Origin of the sequence: Mesorhizobium sp. M7A.F.Ca.CA.001.04.2.1 (assembly GCF_003998485.1) — a bacterium.
GTDB classification, from domain to species: Bacteria; Pseudomonadota; Alphaproteobacteria; order Rhizobiales; family Rhizobiaceae; genus Mesorhizobium; species Mesorhizobium ciceri.
The window spans coordinates 1-19,868 of record NZ_RZQT01000067.1; the positions used below are offsets into that span (position 1 = coordinate 1).

22 protein-coding genes and 1 pseudogene are annotated in these 19,868 nt (G+C 62.5%); 11 read left to right on the top strand and 12 right to left on the bottom strand.

Annotation, left to right across the window (positions count from 1 at the left end; translation table 11 throughout):
- Positions 1–731, bottom strand: a pseudogene (locus EN955_RS20780) (RNA degradosome polyphosphate kinase); the annotation flags it as partial.
- Positions 732–942: 211 nt separating this feature from the next.
- Here EN955_RS20780 and EN955_RS20785 point away from each other — a divergent pair.
- The gene (locus tag EN955_RS20785) at positions 943–1,188 is read left to right on the top strand and encodes a zinc-finger domain-containing protein (RefSeq protein ID WP_013532417.1); all 246 of its coding nucleotides are present in this window, start codon (positions 943–945) and stop codon (positions 1,186–1,188) included.
- Between the two features lie 19 nt (positions 1,189–1,207).
- The gene (locus tag EN955_RS20790; protein ID WP_024505007.1) at positions 1,208–2,449 is read left to right on the top strand and encodes an FAD-dependent monooxygenase; all 1,242 of its coding nucleotides are present in this window, start codon (positions 1,208–1,210) and stop codon (positions 2,447–2,449) included.
- Between the two features lie 73 nt (positions 2,450–2,522).
- Here EN955_RS20790 and EN955_RS20795 read toward each other — a convergent pair whose 3' ends face one another.
- From EN955_RS20795 to EN955_RS20825, 7 genes are all read right to left on the bottom strand, one after another.
- Positions 2,523–3,191, bottom strand: a complete 669-nt coding sequence (locus EN955_RS20795; protein WP_024505008.1) for a TIGR02117 family protein — start codon at positions 3,189–3,191, stop codon at positions 2,523–2,525.
- 111 nt (positions 3,192–3,302) lie between these two features.
- Entirely contained in the window at positions 3,303–4,106 is an 804-nt protein-coding gene (locus EN955_RS20800; RefSeq protein ID WP_013532420.1) for an amino acid ABC transporter ATP-binding protein, read from the bottom strand.
- An 85-nt stretch (positions 4,107–4,191) separates the two neighbouring features.
- Entirely contained in the window at positions 4,192–5,349 is a 1,158-nt protein-coding gene (locus tag EN955_RS20805; RefSeq protein WP_013532421.1) for an amino acid ABC transporter permease, read from the bottom strand.
- 9 nt (positions 5,350–5,358) lie between these two features.
- Positions 5,359–6,546 carry an amino acid ABC transporter permease gene (locus EN955_RS20810; RefSeq protein ID WP_013532422.1) on the bottom strand — a complete coding sequence of 396 codons (1,188 nt, stop codon included), beginning with the start codon at positions 6,544–6,546 and terminating at the stop codon, positions 5,359–5,361.
- Between the two features lie 63 nt (positions 6,547–6,609).
- Positions 6,610–7,638 (bottom strand): amino acid ABC transporter substrate-binding protein, encoded by a 1,029-nt coding sequence (locus tag EN955_RS20815; RefSeq protein ID WP_024505009.1) that lies wholly within the window; start codon positions 7,636–7,638, stop codon positions 6,610–6,612.
- Positions 7,639–8,081: 443 nt separating this feature from the next.
- Positions 8,082–8,957, bottom strand: coding sequence for a DUF2182 domain-containing protein (locus tag EN955_RS20820; protein WP_024505010.1), 876 nt, complete (start codon positions 8,955–8,957; stop codon positions 8,082–8,084).
- Between the two features lie 9 nt (positions 8,958–8,966).
- Entirely contained in the window at positions 8,967–9,602 is a 636-nt protein-coding gene (locus tag EN955_RS20825) for a DUF1326 domain-containing protein (protein ID WP_013532425.1), read from the bottom strand.
- A 454-nt stretch (positions 9,603–10,056) separates the two neighbouring features.
- On the opposite strand from EN955_RS20825, the gene EN955_RS20830 reads away from it, so the two are divergent.
- The 5 genes from EN955_RS20830 to EN955_RS20850 all read left to right on the top strand — a co-directional run bounded on the left by EN955_RS20830 (position 10,057) and on the right by EN955_RS20850 (position 14,196).
- A complete protein-coding gene (locus tag EN955_RS20830; protein ID WP_024505011.1) occupies positions 10,057–11,238 on the top strand; it encodes a cystathionine beta-lyase in 1,182 nt (393 codons plus the stop codon).
- 130 nt (positions 11,239–11,368) lie between these two features.
- Positions 11,369–12,430 (top strand): HPP family protein, encoded by a 1,062-nt coding sequence (locus EN955_RS20835; protein ID WP_024505012.1) that lies wholly within the window; start codon positions 11,369–11,371, stop codon positions 12,428–12,430.
- Between the two features lie 132 nt (positions 12,431–12,562).
- Positions 12,563–13,234, top strand: a complete 672-nt coding sequence (locus EN955_RS20840) for an RNA polymerase sigma factor (protein ID WP_024505013.1) — start codon at positions 12,563–12,565, stop codon at positions 13,232–13,234.
- A 117-nt stretch (positions 13,235–13,351) separates the two neighbouring features.
- Complete coding sequence (locus EN955_RS20845; RefSeq protein WP_024505014.1) at positions 13,352–13,876, top strand: DUF4142 domain-containing protein; 525 nt, start codon at positions 13,352–13,354, stop codon at positions 13,874–13,876.
- Positions 13,877–13,887: 11 nt separating this feature from the next.
- On the top strand, positions 13,888–14,196 hold the full coding sequence (locus EN955_RS20850) for a cupredoxin family copper-binding protein (protein ID WP_024505015.1): 309 nt from the start codon (positions 13,888–13,890) through the stop codon (positions 14,194–14,196).
- 111 nt (positions 14,197–14,307) lie between these two features.
- Here the strand turns inward: EN955_RS20850 and EN955_RS20855 are convergent, their stop codons facing one another.
- Complete coding sequence (locus EN955_RS20855; RefSeq protein ID WP_024505016.1) at positions 14,308–15,138, bottom strand: crotonase/enoyl-CoA hydratase family protein; 831 nt, start codon at positions 15,136–15,138, stop codon at positions 14,308–14,310.
- 88 nt (positions 15,139–15,226) lie between these two features.
- Here EN955_RS20855 and EN955_RS20860 point away from each other — a divergent pair, with 88 nt between their 5' ends.
- Positions 15,227–15,814 carry a TetR/AcrR family transcriptional regulator gene (locus tag EN955_RS20860; RefSeq protein ID WP_024505017.1) on the top strand — a complete coding sequence of 196 codons (588 nt, stop codon included), beginning with the start codon at positions 15,227–15,229 and terminating at the stop codon, positions 15,812–15,814.
- A 75-nt stretch (positions 15,815–15,889) separates the two neighbouring features.
- Here the strand turns inward: EN955_RS20860 and EN955_RS20865 are convergent, their stop codons facing one another.
- The 3 genes from EN955_RS20865 to EN955_RS20875 form a co-directional block, all read right to left on the bottom strand.
- Positions 15,890–17,116: an anion transporter gene (locus EN955_RS20865; RefSeq protein WP_013532433.1), complete on the bottom strand. Its 1,227-nt coding sequence runs from the start codon at positions 17,114–17,116 to the stop codon at positions 15,890–15,892.
- A gap of 134 nt (positions 17,117–17,250) precedes the next feature.
- Entirely contained in the window at positions 17,251–18,039 is a 789-nt protein-coding gene (locus EN955_RS20870; RefSeq protein WP_024505018.1) for a GGDEF domain-containing protein, read from the bottom strand.
- A 259-nt stretch (positions 18,040–18,298) separates the two neighbouring features.
- Positions 18,299–18,520: a hypothetical protein gene (locus EN955_RS20875; protein WP_024505020.1), complete on the bottom strand. Its 222-nt coding sequence runs from the start codon at positions 18,518–18,520 to the stop codon at positions 18,299–18,301.
- Between the two features lie 245 nt (positions 18,521–18,765).
- Between EN955_RS20875 and EN955_RS20880 the strand changes: the two genes are divergently transcribed.
- From EN955_RS20880 to EN955_RS20890, 3 genes are read left to right on the top strand one after another with little or no spacing between them, the layout of a single operon-like run.
- Positions 18,766–19,014 carry a hypothetical protein gene (locus tag EN955_RS20880; RefSeq protein WP_024505021.1) on the top strand — a complete coding sequence of 83 codons (249 nt, stop codon included), beginning with the start codon at positions 18,766–18,768 and terminating at the stop codon, positions 19,012–19,014.
- Complete coding sequence (locus tag EN955_RS20885) at positions 19,011–19,292, top strand: helix-turn-helix transcriptional regulator (protein ID WP_081714406.1); 282 nt, start codon at positions 19,011–19,013, stop codon at positions 19,290–19,292. The genes EN955_RS20880 and EN955_RS20885 overlap by 4 nt, the downstream gene beginning before the upstream one ends.
- 39 nt (positions 19,293–19,331) lie before the next feature.
- Positions 19,332–19,616 carry a hypothetical protein gene (locus tag EN955_RS20890; protein ID WP_024505022.1) on the top strand — a complete coding sequence of 95 codons (285 nt, stop codon included), beginning with the start codon at positions 19,332–19,334 and terminating at the stop codon, positions 19,614–19,616.
- Positions 19,617–19,868: the final 252 nt, after the last annotated feature.

Consider the following 19,868-nt stretch of genomic DNA (forward strand, 5'->3'; position numbering starts at 1 on the left):
ATGCGGAACGTGCCGGAGCCCTTGACCTCGTAGCCGGGGAAGAGCTTGCCGATATAGAGGCCGACAGCCTCTTCCAGCGGGATGAAGCGGACATGATGCTTGCGGTCCGGCAGACGGATGAAGCGCTTCAGCGCCACCGGCAGGCGCAGCAGCGCGCTCATCTCCTCGCCGTTCTTGCGATGGCGCAATTGCAGCGCCATCGAGAAGCCGAGATTGGGGATGAACGGGAACGGATGCGCCGGGTCGATCGACAGCGGGGTCAGCACCGGGAAAACCTGTTCCTGGAAATGGTCTTCCAGCCAGATTTTCTCGTCCTTGGTCAGCGCATCGCGGGTGATGCTCTCGATGCCTTCCTTGTTGAGCAGCACGGTGAGCGCCGAAAGGCTCTTCTGCTGGTCTTCCTGCAGCCGCTCGACCTCACGCAGCAGCTGTTCGAGCTGCTGTTCGGGGGTGCGGCCGTCGGGGCTCTTCAGCGTGATGCCCTCGCGCACCTGGCCGGCAAGACCGGCGACTCGGACCATGAAGAACTCGTCGAGATTGGCGGCCGAGATCGACAGGAAGCGGACGCGCTCCAGCAGCGGATGATTGAGGTTCAGCGACTCCTCGAGAACGCGCCGGTTGAACTGCAGCCAGGAAAACTCGCGGTTGACAAACCGGTCCGGGTTGCCGCCTTCCGGGCGAGCCACCTCGACATCCACGAATTCGTTCTGCACCGGCTTCAGTTCGTTCATGATTCCCGCTCTTCCATACCCGCTCAAGCCGGCTAGCCAGTCACTCTAGCGACCCATGGTCCCTCCCGAAAACCGAAATCGGTTTTCGGGCCATGGGTTAACCGGCTTAACTTATCCTCTGACAGGCTTTTGCGACAGTTTGATTTCATCGAACTTGCAAAGAGGCCTGATATGATCCAGATGCAGACGAGACTGCGTTAAGGAGACGACGATGGCAGGCGGTTCCATTCCCCATTTTCAGAACGATGCGGGCTATCCGGCAATCGACATCGGCGTGAAGGAATTCATGTGCACGGGCGCCAATCCGCCTTTCGACCACCCGCATGTGTTTCTGGACATGGGCGACGACAATGAAAAAGTCTGTCCCTATTGCTCGACGCTCTACCGCTATTCGCCGAAGCTGAAGGCGACGGAAACGCTGCCGGCCGGATGCATCTACATCGAACAGGCCGCCTGAGACTTTCGCGACCAGCCCGATGAACGACACGCGTTCCCGGCAAATTGTCGTCGCCGGGGCCGGTGTCGCCGGATTGACCGCAGCCCTTGCATTCGCCTCGCGCGGCTACGCGGTTCGGGTGTTCGAACAGGCGCAGCGCCTGGAAGCTGCCGGCGCCGGCATCCAGCTCTCTCCAAACGCGACGCGCATCCTTCGCCAGCTCGGCGTGCTCGACCGGCTGCTGCCGGCAGCGGTGCGGCCGCAAGCCGTGGTGTTGAAGAAGGCCGCGACCTTGCGCGAACTGGCGCGCGTGCCGCTGGGGCAAGCCGCCGAAACCCGCTGGCAAGCACCCTATCTCGTCGCGCACAGGGCCGATCTGCAGAGCGCATTGACCGCGCGCCTTGCCGAGGTGCCGGATATCCATCTCACCACCGGCGCCCGCATCGGCGACGTTGCCTCCGGCCCGCATGGCATCACGGCGACGGCCGAGATCGACGGCAAGACCATCGCGGCGGAGGGCTTCCTGCTGGTCGGGGCCGATGGCGTCTGGTCGTCGGTGCGCGCACTTGTCGACTCGGCCAAGGGGTCGGCTTCGCCAAGAAACCATTTCTCCGGCGAACTGGCCTGGCGCGCGACCATCGCAGCCGATAGCGCCGCGGGGCAGAGCTTTGCCGCCATTGGCGCCAGGGACTGCGTCACCACCTTCCTGCATCCCGGCTTCCATATGGTGGCCTATCCCGTCAGCAAGGGTGCGGCCTTCAATCTCGCGGCCTTCACCAGGGGCGACCGCATTGCCGAGGGCTGGTCCGGCAACGCCGACGCCGGGATCCTGACCCGAGCTCTTGCCGGCACTGCGGCAGAACTTGCCCGTCTGGTCGAGCAGGCCGGCCCGTGGACCGCGTGGCCGATCCACACTGTCGACCCGCAACAGCCCTGGACAACACCGAACGGCATGGCGCTGATCGGCGACGCCGCGCATGCGATGACCCCATTCGCGGCGCAAGGTGCGGCCATGGCGATCGAGGATGCGGCGACGCTTGCCGACGCCGTCTACGCCTCCCCTACGAACCCGCTGGCCGCGCTTGCGGTTTGGGAACAGTCGCGGCGGCCGCGTGTCGCGCAGGTCGCCCGACGCGGCGCTGTCAACCGGCTGGCCTGGCATGCCGCAGGGCCGGTGGCGATTGCGCGCAACGTGTTCCTGAAAATGCGCTCGTCGGAAAAACTCGCGGCGGATTTGGACTGGCTCTATGGCTGGCGGGCACCGGAGGCTGACGAAAGCTGAAACCTGCGAAAGGTTGGCGGGACAGAGGGGGTGTGAAGGAACGCGACACTCGCCAATTCGCGGAATGCCCACGCTAATTATACAGCCGCATCGATAGCCCGAGCGATACAGGCAGCGGGTTCCACCAGCCGGTGCGCAGGCCTGCGGTGCGCAAGGCGGTCGCCGTCCAGGTGTTGCAGCCGATCAGTGCGTTGAAATGGCCGTTGGCTTCGTAGAAGCCGTCGAACCTGGAATAGGCCGCGTCCGGAACGAGGATCGGGCCTTCCGGTCCGCGCTGGAAACTCGCATCGATGAAATCGAGCAACGCCGCGAACCGGTCCTCTGTGATGTCGAACCCCGCGATGTCAGGACGCGGTTCGAGGATGTCACCGGCGACATCGACATGCATGACCGACGCGTCGAGGGTCAGTGCCTTCATCACCGGTACCGCCTTCAGCTCGGACCATGTCGGCGTCTCCAGGTAGAAGGCGCGACCGCCCCAGCCGAAGACGATGTAGCGGACCTCCGGCCTGTCGGCCGGTATGCCGGCGTCGACCAGGAAGTGGAAACGCCGGCGCACGGCATCGTCGAACGGGATGGCGATATCGGTGTGGATCGGATTGTTCAGCACCAGGATGTGGCGCGTCGCGGCGGGCATGGCGGCGGCCGCCGGCCACAGCGGCCGCGGCACGAGGGTGCCCGTCGTCACGGCGAGAGCGACGACAATCAACAGAAGGCCTAGAAAACGTCCCAGTCTCTTCATGAAAGGCGGCTCTGCAAAAGCGCTCCAGCGCGACAGGAACGGTCGCCTGTTATCCCATACGCAAAAGAGCCCGGCAGTGTTTCAGCCGGGCTCCTCGCAAACATCGAAAGCCTAGTGCAGGATCTGCGACAGGAACAGCTTCGTGCGCTCATGGCGCGGGTGGTCGAAGAACTCGGCCGGCGTGTTCTGCTCGACGATCTGGCCCTGGTCCATGAAGATCACCCGGTTGGCGACCTTGCGGGCAAAACCCATCTCGTGGGTGACGCACAGCATGGTCATGCCTTCTTCGGCAAGGCCAACCATGGTCTCCAGCACTTCCTTGATCATCTCCGGATCGAGCGCCGAGGTCGGCTCATCGAACAGCATGATGCGCGGGTTCATGCACAGCGAGCGGGCAATCGCCACACGCTGTTGCTGGCCGCCGGAAAGCTGGCCGGGATATTTGTTGGCCTGTTCCGGGATCTTGACGCGCTTGAGGAAATGCATGGCGATTTCCTCGGCCTGCTTCTTCGGCGTCTTGCGCACCCAGATCGGCGCCAGCGTGCAGTTCTCCAGGATGGTCAGATGCGGGAACAGGTTGAAGTGCTGGAACACCATGCCGACCTCGCGGCGCACCTCGTCGATCTTCTTGAGATCGTTGGTCAATTCCTTGCCGTCGACGATGATCTTGCCCTTCTGGTGCTCCTCCAGGCGGTTGATGCAGCGGATCATGGTCGATTTGCCGGAGCCGGAGGGGCCGCAGATGACGATGCGCTCGCCGCGCATCACTTTCAGGTTGATGTCCTTCAGCACATGGAACTCGCCATACCATTTGTGCATGGCGATGATGTCGATGGCGACATCGGTCGTCGAAATCTGCATCTTGGCGGCGTTGACCTTGATCTCTTCTGCGCTGACGGCATTTTCGGTGGCCATGAGAGGGATCCCCTTGTTCTTTTGTTGTTGGTAATGATGCCTGTCGTTACCCCAAAACCGCTATACACTTTTGGGCGACATGCATTCAGCGTTTGTGGCCGGTGTCGAGCCGGCGTTCGGTGTACATTGAATAGCGCGACATGCCGAAGCAGAACAGCCAGAAGACGAAGGCCGCGAAGATCAGGCCAGACCTCGCCGTCTGCGCGGTTGCCCAGTTTGCATCGGAAAAATTCTGTTTGACGATGCCGAGCAGGTCGAACATCGAAATGATGATGACCAGGCTGGTGTCCTTGAACATGCCGATGAAGGTGTTGACGATGCCAGGGATGACCAATTTGAGCGCCTGCGGCATGACGATGAAATACATCTTCTGCCAATAGCCGAGGCCGAGCGAATCGGCACCTTCATACTGGCCCTTGGGGATCGCCTGCAGGCCGCCGCGCACCACTTCGGCCATATAGGCGGCGGCAAACAGCGACACGCCGATCAAAGCGCGCAGGAACTTGTCGAACGAAACGCCCTCCGGCAGGAACAGCGGCAGCATGACGCTGGCGAAGAACAGCACGGTGATCAGCGGGATGCCGCGCACCGTCTCGATGAAGACGACGCACAGCGTCTTGATGATCGGCATCTTGGAACGGCGGCCGAGCGCCAGCACGATGCCGAGCGGCAGCGACACGGCAATGCCGACGAAGGACAGGCTGAGCGTTACCAAGAGCCCGCCCCAAAGCGAGGTCTCGACATGCGGCAGGCCGAACATGCCGCCGACCAGCAGGACGAAGGCGACGATCGGCAGCACGAAGAACAGCAGAACCGCATTCAGCCCTTTGCGTGGCACCTTCGGCATCAGCATCGGCACCAGCAGCGCCACGAACAGGATGGCGACCAGGATCGGCCGCCAGCGCTCCTCGATGGGATAGCGGCCGAGCATGAACTGGCCGAACTTGGCATTGACGAAAGCCCAGCAGGCGCCGGTCCAGCCATCCGGCTGGATGCCGCCTTGCGCCACCGTGGCGCATACGGTCCGGTCCGGCCCCGTCCACACGGCGTTGATGAACGCCCAATTGATGATTTGCGGCAGGATCATCGCCACCAGGGCGATGCCGACGATTGTCAAAATGGTGTCGCCGGTAGACGCGATCAGGTTCTTGCGCACCCATGCGCCGAGGCCGGTGACGCTGGCGGGCGCCGGCTGCGCCAGCACCATTTCGGTGCGCACCCAGGACATATCATGTTCTTGCATGTCCTTACCTCACCTCTCCACCAGCGCCATCTTGGCGTTGAACCAGTTCATCACAAGCGAGGTCAGAAGGCTGATGGCGAGATAGATCACCATCATGATCACCACGCCCTCGACGGCCTGGCCGGTCTGGTTCAGCACTGTCCCGGCGGTCGCCGTCAGGTCCGGATAGCCGATGGCGATGGCCAGCGACGAGTTCTTGGTCAGGTTGAGATACTGGCTGGTCAGCGGCGGAATGACGATGCGCATGGCCTGCGGCACGACGACCAGCCGCAGGATCGATCCGGACCGCAATCCCAACGCACCGGCGGCTTCCGTCTGGCCCGCGCTGACACCCCTGATGCCGGCACGCACGATCTCGGCGATGAAGGCGGCGGTATAGCAGGACAGCGCCAGATAAAGCGACAGAAACTCCGGCCGGACCTGAAAGCCGCCGGTCAGGTTGAAAGTCGACTGTTTGGGGTAGTCGAAGCTCAGGGGAAAGCCGCTCAGCGCATAGGCGAGCAGCGGCAGCCCGACGATCAGCGCCGCGGATGTCCAAAACACCGGAAATTGCTGGCCGGTCGCCATCTGCCGTTGCCGCGCCTTGCGCGCGACGAACCACGCCATGGCGATGCCGACGAGCAGGGCGACGAAGATCAGCCATGAACCGTCGCCCCATACGGCGCGTGGAAAATAGAAACCGCGCTGGTTGAGAAAGGAGCCGAACGGCAAATTGATGCTGTCGCGTGGCGCCGGCAGCACGGCCAGCACGCCGGAATACCAGAAGAAGATGACCAGCAGCGGCGGGATGTTGCGGAAGACCTCGACATAGACAGTGCAGATCTTCCTGATCAGCCAGTTCTTCGAGAGCCGGCCGATGCCGATGACGAAGCCGATGATTGTCGCGGTGATGATGCCGACGATAGCGACGATGACCGTGTTGAGGAGGCCAACCAGAATGGCGCGGCCATAGGTCGAATCCGACGAATAGGCGATCGCGCTCTCGCTGATATCGAAGCCGGCGCGGCCCTTGAGGAAGCCGAAGCCTGAAGCGATGCGCAACCGCGTCAGGTTGTCGATGACGTTGTGGGCAATCCACCAGACGCCCGCCACCAGCAGCACGACGACCAGCACCTGGAAGAATATGCCCCGGATTTTCGGATCGTTGATGAAGGAGCCGCGGCTGGGCTCCTCGCGAAGTACGTCCTGCGATGCCATTCGACCGTCCCCTGGAAAGAGAAACCGGGAGGCAGATGATCTGCCTCCCGGATCACATTTCGATCAGCGGATCGGCGGCGCGTATTGCAGGCCGCCCTTGGTCCACAGCGCGTTGATGCCGCGCGCGATCTTCAGCGGGCTGCCCGAGCCGACATTGCGCTCGAACATTTCGCCATAATTGCCGACGGCCTTGACGATGTTGACCACCCAGTCATTGGAGACGCCGAGATCGGTACCGATCTTGGTGTCGGCTTCCTGGCCGAGAACGCGCTTGATCTCGGGGCTGGCCGAGTTCTTCATCTCATCGACATTGGCCTTGGTGATGCCGAGCTCTTCAGCCTGCAACAGCGCGAAATAGGTCCATTTGACGATGTGGTACCACTGGTCGTCGCCCTGGCGAACGGCCGGTCCGAGCGGCTCCTTGGAGATGATCTCGGGCAGCACGACATGGTCGGCCGGCGATCCCAGCGTCAGGCGGATGCCATAGAGGCCCGACTGATCGGTGGTGTAGACGTCGCAGCGGCCGGCATCATAGGCGGCGTTGACCTCTTCCAGCTTTTCGAAGACGACGGGATTGTACTCCATCTTGTTGGCCTTGAAGTAGTCGGCGAGGTTCAGCTCGGTGGTGGTGCCGCTCTGCACGCAGACGGCTGCGCCCGAGAGCTGCAATGCCGAATTGACGCCCGGCAGCTTCTTGGCGTTGATCATGAAACCCTGGCCGTCATAATAGGTGACGCCGATGAAATTCAGGCCGAGTGCCGTATCGCGGTTGATGGTCCAGGTGGTGTTGCGCGACAGGATGTCGATCTCGCCCGACTGCAGCGCGGTAAACCGCTCCTTGGCGCTGAGCGGCGTGAACTTGACCTTGGAGCCGTCACCGAAGACGGCGGCCGCGACAGCGCGGCAGAAATCCGCATCGATGCCTTGCCAGTCACCCTTGTCGTCCGGCGCCGAAAAGCCGGCCAGGCCGGTGGAGACGCCGCACTGGATGAAGCCCTTCGCCTTGACGGTGTCGAGCGTGGCCGCCGACGCGGCGGACGCCATCAATCCAAGCGTGGCGGCGCCTAGAATGCCGATAGCAATGTGTTTCATGACCCACAGACCCTTTTCTCTGTTTTTCAGGAGTAAATCCTGATTTTTTTCTCCCGTGTGAACGCGGCTTCATCCCGGCCCATCCCGAAACCCCGCATCGTAACCGACGCGCCGCCTCCCATTCACAAATGTCATCGAAGGCGATAATTCCTGTGAGGTCAAGGGAAATGACCCAAACCCGAAGAGTTTGAAAACCGATTGCCGTAAATGCCTGATTTACAGACAAACACGCCCGCGAATTAGTCAGCAGGGGCCAATAAAGGCGGCAAAGCTGATGCAACGCCAACGCGGGGCCGATACCGGCCGCGGCAGCGAAATCCATCCAGGGCAAATACCTCGTGGTTGTTGACCTCCGCGTGGGGCGAACTACCATGTCCCAAGATTGTCTTCTGACGATTTACTGGCGGCTGGAGTCCAATACAGGTCGCAGACGAAGACTGTTCTCAAAAGGCTTGAAAGACGATCCAGGTCCCGATGCCAGCCATCAACGCGCCTGAAACGCGCGGAATCAGCTGCCCGGTCGGCACCGTCTTCTCCAGCAGGACCAGGATGGCGATGCCGGCGATCCACAGCACGTTCATGACGCCACCGACGAACAGCAGGGCCATCAGCGCCCAGCAGCACCCCAGACAGTAGGCGCCGTGATCGATGCCCAGCCGAAGCGCGCCGAGCGGAGCGGAGCGGAATCCGCCATGGCCGGCCAGGAACGCGATCGGGGCCTGACATTGGCGCAGGCAGACGCCCTTCATCGGCGTCCATTGATAGAGACCGGCGGCGATCAGGACGAGGCCGCCGAGGACCGCGCTGCCGGTCGCCATCGAGGGGTCGAGCAAGGCAAGACGGGTGAGCAGCCATTGCGCACCGGTCGCCACGAGGCTGAAGACGGCCCAGACGGCGAGGTAGCCGGCAAAAAACCATCCCGTCGAAGCGATGGGCCTGCCATCCGCCCGCGCCTTGCGGCCGACACCGGCATAGAGCAGCAACATCGGTGCGACCGAAGGCGTCATCATGCCGACCATCATCACCGCCCACATCGTGAAGGTGAAAGCGAAATCGGCCAATGCCCAGGCCCGGATGCCTGGCGCCACGGCGGCGCCCATATCCATGCCGCCCATACCCATGTTCGACCCGTCCATATTCGACATGTCCATTCCGGCCATGTCACCGCCTCCGCTGTCCGGCAAGGCGGAGCCGGGCATGACCATGTCGGTGGCGAGCCACAGCACATAGGCCCAGGCGAGCACGGCAATCACCACGAGCGCGGCCATCACGACCGCGCGATCGCGCCGCAGCACCGCCTCGAGGGCCGTGTCGCCCATTGGATCAGGTCAATGCACGATGCCGCTCTGCGTGAGATGCAGATTGGCGAAATGGCTGTGCGTATCGGCCAGCTCGAACTTGATCGGGCCCGTCGCCTTTGTCCAGCCGCGCCCGACCTCGGCGATCGCGTATTCGAAGCCGTGCGGCAGGTCGATGCGCGCCTGGTGGGCAGCGCCGGTGACCGGATTCCGGATCGGCTCGCCACGACCGTCGGTTATACCCTCGACATGCAGCTGACTGGTTCGCGCGTCGACGTCGATGTTGAATTCGATCGGCGCAAAGATCGGGTCGTGGAACTTCTCCAGCGTGGTCGAAAAGACCTGGAATATCGTTGCACCCGGTTCGGTGTCCAGACCGCCCAATATGCGAAGCAGCGCGCCACGTTGGGCTTCCGTCGCCCTCTCGTCGATGATCACCGCGGCTTCGCCCCCGCCCTGGTGTATGGCGCCGGGCCAGCTGAAAATCCCGACGAACCGCAATCCGTCGAGCTTGGTGTCGCCGTGATGGCCGCTTTCGATTTCCATGCCGGCGACCGCCTGGCAGAACCCGTATGTCGGCATGGCGTTGAACTGGCACGGGCAGCCATAGGCGCAGTTGCAGTTGATGAATTCGCGCGCCTTCATGGCCCATTTGACGTCCGGCATGGCATTCCTCCCTTGCCGCGCTCACGCTTGGTGAGCGCGATCCGGATCGTGGAGGACCAGAGGTCAACCGGCAGCAACCATCCGGCAGCATCTGATCGAAGCAATCCGGCGATTAATATTAGCCGACAATCATATACTTTCCGCAGCCGCCCACAATAGCCGATCGGCGGAGATGATGGCTCCGAACGCAGGTCAATCAAAGACCGCCTTTTCGCGATAGGAATTTTTTCTTGACACCCTGCCCTCAGCTATGATACATTTTTGTCCATGGTGCTGATTTGCGCCGATGACCCGCCGCACAGGCGGGTTTTTCGTTTGATATCCTGTCCCCGCATCGCTGTTTTTGCCGCGACGAATTGGCATATTCGAAGTCCATCTCCTGGCGGACGGTGGCTGTTGCACGGTCCATGCCGCCGCACTATGGCTAGCGGCTTGTCAAACAAGGCGACGCAGAATGGCGAAAGACGGCGAGCACTTTAGCGGCGGGATGGGCATCAACACGCGGCTTGCCCATTCGGGCAACAATCCGCACGACTATTTCGGCTTCGTCAATCCGCCGGTGGTGCATGCCTCGACCGTGCTTTTTCGCGACGCGGCGTCAATGGCGGCTCGCACCCAGAAATACACTTACGGCACGCGCGGCACGCCGACGACCGATGCGCTCGCCCACGCCATAGACGCGCTGGAAGGTTCGGCAGGCACGATCCTGGTGCCGTCGGGCCTTGCGGCGGTGACGGTACCGCTGCTCGCCTTCGTGTCGGCCGGCGACCATCTGCTGATCGTCGATACCGTCTATCATCCGACCCGCAACTTCGCCGACACGATGCTGAAGCGGCTGGGCGTCGAGGTCGAGTACTACGCCCCCCATGTCGGCGCCGGCATCGCGGCGTTGATCAAGCCCAACACCAAGGTGGTGTTCACAGAATCACCGGCCTCCAACACCTTCGAGGTGCAGGACATCCCGGCCATCGCCAAGGCGGCGCACGCCGTGGGCGCCATCGTCATGATGGACAATACCTGGGCGACGCCACTGTATTTCCGCCCCCTCGACCACGGTGTCGACATCTCGATCCATGCGGCGACCAAATACCCGGCCGGCCATTCCGACGTGCTGCTTGGAACGGTGTCGGCCAATGAGAGCTGCTGGACGCATCTTTATGAAAGCTTCTGCACGCTTGGCTGCTGCGCCGGGCCCGACGACGTCTACCAGGTGCTGCGCGGCCTGCGCAGCATGGGCGTGCGCCTCGAACACCATCAGCGCAGCACGCTTGCCATCGCCTCCTGGCTCGAAGGCCAGAAGGGCGTGGCGCGCGTGCTCCACCCGGCCCTGCCCAGCCATCCGGATCACGCTCTATGGAAGCGGGATTTCTCCGGCTCCAGCGGCATCTTTTCCATCGTGCTTGCCGGTGGCGGCCAGAAGCAGCAGCACGCCTTTCTCGACGCGCTGCAAATCTTCGGCCTCGGCTATTCCTGGGGCGGTTATGAGAGCCTTGCGGTACCGGTCTGGCTCGGCGACCGCGTTGTCGCGAAGGCCCCCTATGAGGGTCCATTGATCCGCCTGCAGATCGGCCTCGAGGACGTCGACGACCTGAAGGCCGACATTTCGCGCGGTCTGGCCGCGGCGGCGGCTGCGTAGCGGAATTCTATTCCCTCAAATTGCAGTTTCCCGGATCAGTTTGGCTTTCAAATTCAACGATGCCGCGTCATTGCGGTGCGATCAGCACATTTTCGACTTCCCCTGGAATATCGGCAGAGTTTTCGACCTCATGGCTTTCCGCCTTTTTGTTCCCATTCTTGCCGGCGCGACGCTGCGCGAGCGTCTCGTCGCCTGTATCGGCGCGACGATCGGCATTGCACTCACCGGTGTGATCGCCAGCCTTGTGCTCGGCAACGGCCCGCACGTGCCGCTGCTGGTGGCGCCGATGGGGGCGTCGGCGGTGCTGCTGTTCGCCGTGCCCGCCAGTCCGCTGGCACAGCCATGGTCGATCATCGGCGGCAACACGATATCGGCACTGGTCGGCGTGATCGTGGCGCATTTCATCCACGAAACCGCCCTTGCCAGCGGCATCGCGGTGGCACTGGCCATCGCCGCCATGTCGTTCACGCGCTGCCTGCATCCGCCGGGCGGAGCGGCCGCGCTGACCGCGGTGCTGGGAGGGCCTGCCGTGATCAGCGCCGGCTTCCTGTTTCCATTCGTGCCGGTGGCGCTGAACTCGATCCTGCTGGTGGCGCTCGGCTACGGCTTCCACAGGCTGGCCCGGCGCAATTATCCGCATGTGCCGGTTGCGGCGCCGGCAAACAGCCACGGCACCGGCGATCTGCCGGCGCAGCTGCGCGTGGGCTTTCGGTCGGAAGACATCGATGCCGCGCTTGGCGCACTCGACGAGACGTTCGATATCGATCGCAACGATCTCGACCGGCTGCTGCGGCAGGTCGAATTGCAGGCGATGGTGCGCGCGCACAAGACCCTTCTGTGCGAGGACATCATGTCGCGCGATGTGATCTCGGTCGATGCTCACACCTCCACCGAGGCGGCGCGCCAATTGCTGCTTGACCACAACATCCGCACCTTGCCGGTCGTCAATGCGGAAGCCAGGCTGGCAGGCACGGTGGGGTTGCGCGAACTCACCCAGGACTCGGGGACGGTTGGATCCGTCTTAACGCCCGCGGCAACAGCCGCCGCCGGCGTCGCCGCCATGGGGCTGCTGCCCGTGCTCACCGATGGCCGCAGCCACGCGGTCATCATCGTCGACGACGACAAGCGGATTCTCGGGCTGATCACCCAGACCGATCTGTTGGCCGCCACGGCGCGCCTGCAGGCTGCCTGACAAGCCTTCACTCACACTGTAGTGTAGCGGCCGCCGGACCCGGCAGAAAATCTTCGGGAACCTTTTGCCGGCGACAGCGTCCAATCTCCCAATCGAGATCCTGGTTCGGAGATTGGGTTGAGGAACCTTGCCATGCCTGCTGTGACGGCCGTGCCTTCCGCTGTGCCAGGCGAGATGCAGCTTGTGCACCGCGCGCTGGCGCGCGACGGCGACGCCTTCCGCACCATCATCAAGACACACAATCAGCGGCTTTACCGGATCGCGCGCGGCGTCGTGCGCAATGACAGCGAGGCCGAGGACATCGTGCAGGAGGCCTACGTCAAGGCTTTCGCCCATCTGGATGCGTTTCGCGGCGACTCCTCGCTCGCCACATGGCTATCGCGCATCGTCATCAACGAGGCGCTCGGCCGGCTGCGCAAAAGGCGCAAAACGGTGGCGCTGCCGGAAAATCCGCAAGCCGAGATCATCCGGTTTCCCCTCAATCCCAGCGACGATCCGGAACGGACAATGGCGCAACGGCAGATCCTCCAACTGGTCGAACAGGCCACCGACAGCCTTCCCGACGTCTACCGGACGGTGTTCGTGGCGCGGGTGATCGAGGGGCTGAGCATCGAAGAGACCGCCGACCTCCTCGGCGTGCGGCCGCAAACCGTCAAGACAAGACTGCACCGCGCCCGCGCCCTTGTCCGCAAGGCGCTGGACGACCAGATCGGGCCGGTGCTGCTCGACGCCTTCCCCTTCGCCGGCCGGCGTTGCGAACGACTGACCAGCGCCGTGATGCGACGGCTCGGGCTGGAAAGCTGAGCCTCAGCGGATTTCAGTTCATTTCAGCGGGAACGTTTGCCGCTGACCAGCATCCAATGACCGTCAACCGAAAAACGCTGTCCGGGACGATTTCAGCGTCCCGGCGAAGGAGATGCCATGTCTATCCGACACACTGCTGCGCTTGCCGCCCTGCTGCTGCTCGGCACCGCCCCGTTCGCACAAGCCGCCGACAAGCCGACCGATCCGCAGATCGCCCATATCGCCTACACGGCCGGGGTCATCGACGTCGAAGCGGCCAAGCTGGCCATCGACAAATCGAAGAACAAGGAGGTTGTCGATTTCGCCAAGGATATGGTCCGCGATCACGAGGCTGTAAATGTTCAGGCGCTCGACCTGGTCAAGAAGCTCAAGGTCACCCCGGAAGACAACCCCACCAGCAAGGCGCTGACCAAAGCTGCGACGGAGGAGCGGGCCAAGCTCGCCAAACTCCACGGCGCTGCCTTCGACAAGGCCTATGTCGACAATGAGGTCGCCTATCACAAGCAGGTCAACGGCGCGCTCGAAACCCTTTTGATCCCGTCGGCGCAGAATGCCGAGCTGAAAAGCCTGCTGGAAACCGGCCTGAAGATATTCCAGGGCCATGAGCAGCACGCCGAACACGTCGCCGGCATGCTCAAGTAAGGACCGGGAGCATGCAGAACCGCCATCTGTGGATTGCGTTGACGCTCGCCGTCGGGATCGTGCCGGCGCAAGCCGAAACCATCCAGGTCACCATCGACAGGCTGGTGTTCTCTCCGGCCACCGTCGAGGCAAAGGTCGGCGACACGATCGAGTGGGTGAACAAGGATGTGTTCGCCCACACGGCCACCGTGAAAGGCGGCTGGGAAGTGATGATCCCGCCGAAGAAATCCGCAAGCCTGACTTTGAAGACGGCGGGACCGGTCGACTACTTCTGCCGCTTGCACCCCAACATGAAGGGCCGTTTGGTGGTGGCGCCCTGATCCAGCTCCGACGAGTGCATGTCGCCCAAAAGTAACCTCGGTTTTGGGAGAACGACACGCATGAAAACAAAGACCTGAAGCGGGTCGCCTGAGGAATTCAAGCGACCCGCTTCAGGCTCGCCTGGCCTCGTCGGGACGCGCGATATGTGTCCACGAGCCGTCATAGCCCGGCTCGCGACGTGCAATCCAGGCATTCAGCCCTTCGCGCAGATCAGCGGTCGGGGCCATGCGGGCAAACTGCTCGGCCTCGACCAGCAAACCTTCGGCGATGCTCTGGTTGAGGCCGCGCGCCACTGCCGTGAGGATGCCGGCAATCGCCAGATCGGAGTGCCGCAGGATACGCCTGGCCAGATCAAATGCCGCCGGCATCAACTCGGCATGCGGCACAACCTCGTTGACGAGACCCAGTTCAAGCGCCCGCGGCGGCGCAAACCAGTCGCCGGTCAACAGCAGTTCGAGCGCCCGCTTGCGCCCCGCGAGCCTCGGCAAGCGCTGGGTTCCACCAAAGGTCGGCGGCATTGCGAGGTTGATTTCCGGCTTGGCGAACAAAGCGCGGTCACTGGCGATAGCGAGCGGTACGGCCTCGGTGATTTCGCAGCCGCCACCAAAGGCAATGCCGTTGACGGCGGCGATGATGGGCTTGCGGTAGGCTTCCAGCCTCGCCGTCAGCCGCTGCCCGCGCATGACGAAATCCCGCATCGCGACACCGACGCCAAGCGCCACGCTGGCCGAGAACTCGTGAATGTCGCCGCCCGCCGAAAACGCCCGCTCCCCCGCTCCGGTCAGAATGACCGCTCGGACGCTGTCATCGACTTCCATGTCGTCAAGGACCGCAAGCAGGCGATCGATCAGGGCATAGTTCAGCGCGTTGAGTTTCTCCGGCCGGTTGAGGGTGAGGATGGCAATCCCATCCCGGGTTTCGCTAAGGACAAGATCTGTCATTTGGCTCTTCCTTCTCCATCATGCTGATGGCTGGAAGACTATGCCCTTTGTCGCTTGTGTATATTCACTAGTCGGTATACGTAGGCTCATGCCTGACACGCAGAGCCCTACCCGCAAACGCATTGTCGATGCCGCGACCAGGCTCTTCTATGCAGAAGGAATCGGTCGTGTCAGCGTCGATGCCGTTGCCGAGGAAGCGGGTCTCACCAAGCGCACGCTCTACTACCATTTCAAGAGCAAGGACGACCTGATCGCCGCCTATCTCGACGGCCGCGACCAACCCAATCTGAAGCGGATGGCCGGCTGGTTCGAGGCTGCCGAAGGCGGCGCGGATCGCAAGGTCGAGGCGATCTTCACCAATCTGGCGAGGTCCGCTCGCCACCCGAAATGGAAAGGATGCGGCTTCCTGCGCACGGCCGCCGAACTCGCCTCGATGCCCGGACATCCGGCGGTCAAGGTGGGCGCGCGGCACAAGCTGAATTTCGAAACATGGCTGGCCGGCGCCCTGTCGGACCATGGCGTCGCGGAGCCGCAAACCCTGGGGCGCGAGATCGTGCTTTTGATCGACGGCTGCTTTTCGATCATGCTGATCCACCGCAACCCCGATTACATCGAAGCGGCCGGACGCGCCGCGGCGACGCTGGTGCGGGCGCGACTTTCAGGCAGTCAGGTCTAAAGCGCGACGCGCTTTAAGCCTTTGGTTTTATGCATGTCGTTGCCCCAAAACGGGGCCACTTTTGGGCGACATGCATTAGAAACCGAAAGCCAGCCATGCGGTGCCGGCGGCCAGCGTTATCAGCGTCAAAGGCAAGCCGACCTTGAAAAAAGCGCCGAACGACAGCGTCGTGCCGGCGGCGCGTGCCTGTTCGGCGACGATCAGGTTGGCGACCGAACCCAGCAGCGTGAAATTGCCGGCCAGCGTCGAGCTCATGGCGACGACCAGCCAGGCGCGCTCGGGGTTTTCGAGGCCGGGTATGAAGGGCCGCAGCGCCAGCACGGCCGGAACATTGCTCATGATGTTGGAAAGCACCGCAGTGAAGCCGGACAGCCGCCAGACGTCGTCCAGCCCGAGATTCCTGGCCGAAGCGATCATGTCTGGCGAAAGAAGCGTCTTTTCGGCGCCGGCGACGACCACGAACAGACCGGCGAACATGAACAGCAGCGGACCGTCGATCTCGCGGTAGATGCGCTCCGGCTTGATGGCCCGGGTGAGCAAGAGGATGGCGCCGCCGATGAGTGCGGCCTTGGCGACAGGCACGCCAGCGAAGAAGGCAATTGCCAGTCCGATGCAGACCACCACCGCCTTCAGCACCTGCCCCTTGTGCATGCGGCCCCGCGAGACCTCGGGCGTCAATTGGACGGTGCGGGCGAATTCGGCCCGGAAGACAATGCGGATGATGACAACGACCGCGACGAGGCCGAACAGGGCGACCGGAGCCAGCGCTGCCGAAAACGCCGGATAGGAAATGCCCGACAGTGCACCGATGACCATGTTTTGCGGATTGCCGGTGATGGTTGCGACGCTGCCGCAATTCGATGCGGTGGCGGTGGCGATCAGATAGGGGATCGGGTTGCGCTTGATCACGCGGGTGACGTGGACGACGATCGGCGCCATGACGAGGCAGATGGCGTCGTTGACCAGGAAGGCGGACAACACGCCGGTCAGCAGCGTCACCATCACCAAGAGCATGAAGGGCGCATGCGCGTGCTCGATGGCGACGGCGCCAAGGCCACGAAAGGCGCCCGACACTTTTAGATGCGCCACCACGATCATCATGCCGAGCAGAAGCGTGATGGTGTCGAAATTGATCGCCCGGTACGCATCCTCCATGCTGAGCGCGCCGATGGCGATCATCGCGGCCCCGCCGAGAAGCGCGATCCCTGCCCGGTCGAGGCGCAGGCCGGGGATGCGGCCAATGGCGACACCGGCGTAAGTCAGGATCAGGATCAGCAGTGCCGCCGCGCCCATCAATGTCATGCGAAGAAGGCCCTGCCCGATCCATCCAGCCCCGACGGGGCACCGGGCACCACATTTAGCGTGATGTCGGCAAAGCGAAAGCGCCGTTTGCGCGATAGGCTGCACAAATCAGCGTGCTGTGCCCAAGGGTCTTGTCAATGCACGGTGGCGACGCTGGGCGGAGATACCGGAGTGGCGCCCGCCGGATCGAAGCTGACTTGATCGCGTCCGTTCGACTTGGCCGTGTAAAGCCTTTTGTCGGCAGCGGAGAAGATTTCCTCATAGGTGATCGGGCCGGTAAAGCTTGTGCCGCCGATGCTGACGGAAAGCGGACAAGGCCTGCCGCCGGGTGAGAATTCCATCTCCCTGATACGCCGGCGGATGCTTTCGGCAACCACCCAGGATTGCGAGGGATCCACGCCGGGCAGAAACACGCCGAATTCTTCGCCGCCGATGCGGCCGACGATATCGCCGCCACGCAGTTGCCCCTTGATCGCCTGCGCTATCAGTTTGAGCGCCTGATCGCCGCAATCATGGCCCAGGCGGTCATTGATCGACTTGAAGTGGTCGGCGTCGATGATCAGCAGCGCCCCCGAACGGGTCTGCTCCTGCTTGCGGGTCTGCTCGAGATAGGCTTCGACCAGCATCGAGAAGGCGCCACGGTTCAGCACCGCCGTCAGGCTGTCGGTCGCGGCGATGACGCTGAGATCGCGCTGCGCGATGGCCAGCTGGCGAATCTTCCACGTCAGGAAAAACAGAAACGAGCCGCCCAGCACCAAAGGCAGCATCAGGTCGGTCATCTGCGCCCGCCACACGGCCTCGGGCGAAAGATAGGGAAAATTGAAGGAATCGACGAAGAACGCCACGGCAATGAAGAATGCCGTACCGACTGCCGTGACAGCGATCACCCTGCCCCAGCTCGTCGGCGACAGATCGAGCTTCATCGCGTTCAACTCCGTTAGCCGTCGCTACTATGACGCACCAACCCAAACAAATTGATAAGACTTTCCCTCCAATTCGATGTCGGCGGCGGAATCAAATCCACCGGCCAACCAGCCCCTGCCTATGACTTGCGACAGACGCTTGCGCAGACGCCACAGGACGGCCGCTGGAAAGCAGCCATCCTGTTTCAAAGTGTGAAGGCGTGGGCCAATTGCCGGCCGGGCAAGGGCAAAACGGCGCGCGAAGCCAGATCGCCCGTCGTCAGTTGAGCGTCGATTCACCCAGCGCATCGACGACAAAGGATGCCGCGATCAGGTCGTCGGCATCGAGACGCAGGGAGCCTCCGTCGCCTCCCATGGCTGAAGCCACTTTTTGAAAGGTCTTCATTTCGTATTCCGTGATCCGGGCGTCCTGCATCCTGGCCCTGAGATCGGCAATGCGCCGATCGAGGGCCGAAGATATCCCTATTTCTCGCTTCGACATGGCAACACTCCTCCCCACCCTTGTTTGCCTCCCGCCTGTCCACTTTTATATGAGGGTCCGCGAATACAGCGGGCCGAACGCGCCGTGCGCGGGAAGGTTCCGAAAAGGCCGAGTAACGAAATAATACGATGGCGCCGAGCCACGCCCGCGGACTTTTCTATATCAGACGCAGCTAATCCTTGACGCCGGCAGATGCCGCCCCAGAATCAGAGCATGGCAATAAAGTCGGCGACGAGGTGGCGGTCATGGCGACGGTGCTGAATCGCGTCACGAAGGACCGCGTCAGCGTGTCGATCCCCGGTCTTCCGCATTCGGTCATTGATCCGGCAACCAGGCTGACCAGGGGCCAGCAGATGGAATTGCCCGGGGACGTTTCGCGGATCGACGGCGACAAGGTCACGGTGTCGCTCGGGCCAATGGTCACGGTGGATCTCGACAAGGTGCGCGTGGTGCAAAGCCGTGTCCCGCCGAAGCGAAGGACCGTCAGGATGTGAACAAGCGAAGCGCCACCGTCTCAGGGATACAACCCCTTACACCCCAGCAGTGCAGAGCTGCACGAGCGATCCTGAAGTGGTCGCAGGTGCGACTCGCCGCGAAGTGCGGCCTCAGCGAAGGAACGATTGGCAGTTTTGAGAGCGGGCGAAGGATTCCCAGTCCCGCCAAGCTGGCTGCCATCCGTCGAGGCTTGGAGGCAGCGGGCGTGGTTTTCATCGATCAGAAGACCGCAGTGACAAAGAGCGGTCCGCCTCGCGAAACTATTAGTGGAACATAATTTAGATATCGCTGTTAGACCGCAAAAGGGAGGCGCGCGATGTCACAACATGAAATCGGCATTGTTTCGGACTGGTCGAAATTGGTGGCGGACGATCCTCTGATCGCCGCGGATATAACCCAGCGCCTTTCTGTGCTGCGCGCTTGCAATGACAACGCTGCCACCGCCGCCGACGTCCCGTCGCCCGGCACCGAAACATTTCGGGGTCCCGACATAACCAGCCTCGCAACACCCATCGAGTATCCTCGGCCGATCGTGCTCCTAGCGACGATCTATGCGTCGACGGTCCTGGGGGTAACGCTGCTTCTGGCGGCAGCGGTCTGAGCGCACGAGACCTGATACCGCTCTCTGAAAGCCCATGTCTCCGGTATAAACCGTAACCTATGTGTCCGGAACGGACCGATAGGCTTTGGCGATCCCGACAGGATTCGAACCTGTGACCATCGGCTTAGAAGGCCGGCGCCCCTGCTTATCAAGCCGCGTCTCCGCGTTTCCGCATGTCGCCGCAGCTTACCTCGGCTTACCCAACCTATTGATCTGACGAACTTTTCCTCATCAAATGTGCCTGCAGCTTTC

Coding starts and splice junctions, on each gene's coding strand:
- EN955_RS20810 (WP_013532422.1), bottom strand. CDS start 6,546: ATGGCATCGCAGGACGTACTTCGCGAGGAGCCCAGCCGCGGCTCCTTC.
- EN955_RS20845 (WP_024505014.1), top strand. CDS start 13,352: ATGTCTATCCGACACACTGCTGCGCTTGCCGCCCTGCTGCTGCTCGGC.
- EN955_RS20800 (WP_013532420.1), bottom strand. CDS start 4,106: ATGGCCACCGAAAATGCCGTCAGCGCAGAAGAGATCAAGGTCAACGCC.
- EN955_RS20830 (WP_024505011.1), top strand. CDS start 10,057: ATGGCGAAAGACGGCGAGCACTTTAGCGGCGGGATGGGCATCAACACG.
- EN955_RS20820 (WP_024505010.1), bottom strand. CDS start 8,957: ATGGGCGACACGGCCCTCGAGGCGGTGCTGCGGCGCGATCGCGCGGTC.
- EN955_RS20785 (WP_013532417.1), top strand. CDS start 943: ATGGCAGGCGGTTCCATTCCCCATTTTCAGAACGATGCGGGCTATCCG.
- EN955_RS20870 (WP_024505018.1), bottom strand. CDS start 18,039: ATGAAGCTCGATCTGTCGCCGACGAGCTGGGGCAGGGTGATCGCTGTC.
- EN955_RS20790 (WP_024505007.1), top strand. CDS start 1,208: ATGAACGACACGCGTTCCCGGCAAATTGTCGTCGCCGGGGCCGGTGTC.
- EN955_RS20795 (WP_024505008.1), bottom strand. CDS start 3,191: ATGAAGAGACTGGGACGTTTTCTAGGCCTTCTGTTGATTGTCGTCGCT.
- EN955_RS20815 (WP_024505009.1), bottom strand. CDS start 7,638: ATGAAACACATTGCTATCGGCATTCTAGGCGCCGCCACGCTTGGATTG.
- EN955_RS20835 (WP_024505012.1), top strand. CDS start 11,369: ATGGCTTTCCGCCTTTTTGTTCCCATTCTTGCCGGCGCGACGCTGCGC.
- EN955_RS20890 (WP_024505022.1), top strand. CDS start 19,332: ATGTCACAACATGAAATCGGCATTGTTTCGGACTGGTCGAAATTGGTG.
- EN955_RS20855 (WP_024505016.1), bottom strand. CDS start 15,138: ATGACAGATCTTGTCCTTAGCGAAACCCGGGATGGGATTGCCATCCTC.
- EN955_RS20805 (WP_013532421.1), bottom strand. CDS start 5,349: ATGCAAGAACATGATATGTCCTGGGTGCGCACCGAAATGGTGCTGGCG.
- EN955_RS20865 (WP_013532433.1), bottom strand. CDS start 17,116: ATGACATTGATGGGCGCGGCGGCACTGCTGATCCTGATCCTGACTTAC.
- EN955_RS20880 (WP_024505021.1), top strand. CDS start 18,766: ATGGCGACGGTGCTGAATCGCGTCACGAAGGACCGCGTCAGCGTGTCG.
- EN955_RS20840 (WP_024505013.1), top strand. CDS start 12,563: ATGCCTGCTGTGACGGCCGTGCCTTCCGCTGTGCCAGGCGAGATGCAG.
- EN955_RS20860 (WP_024505017.1), top strand. CDS start 15,227: ATGCCTGACACGCAGAGCCCTACCCGCAAACGCATTGTCGATGCCGCG.
- EN955_RS20850 (WP_024505015.1), top strand. CDS start 13,888: ATGCAGAACCGCCATCTGTGGATTGCGTTGACGCTCGCCGTCGGGATC.
- EN955_RS20875 (WP_024505020.1), bottom strand. CDS start 18,520: ATGTCGAAGCGAGAAATAGGGATATCTTCGGCCCTCGATCGGCGCATT.
- EN955_RS20825 (WP_013532425.1), bottom strand. CDS start 9,602: ATGCCGGACGTCAAATGGGCCATGAAGGCGCGCGAATTCATCAACTGC.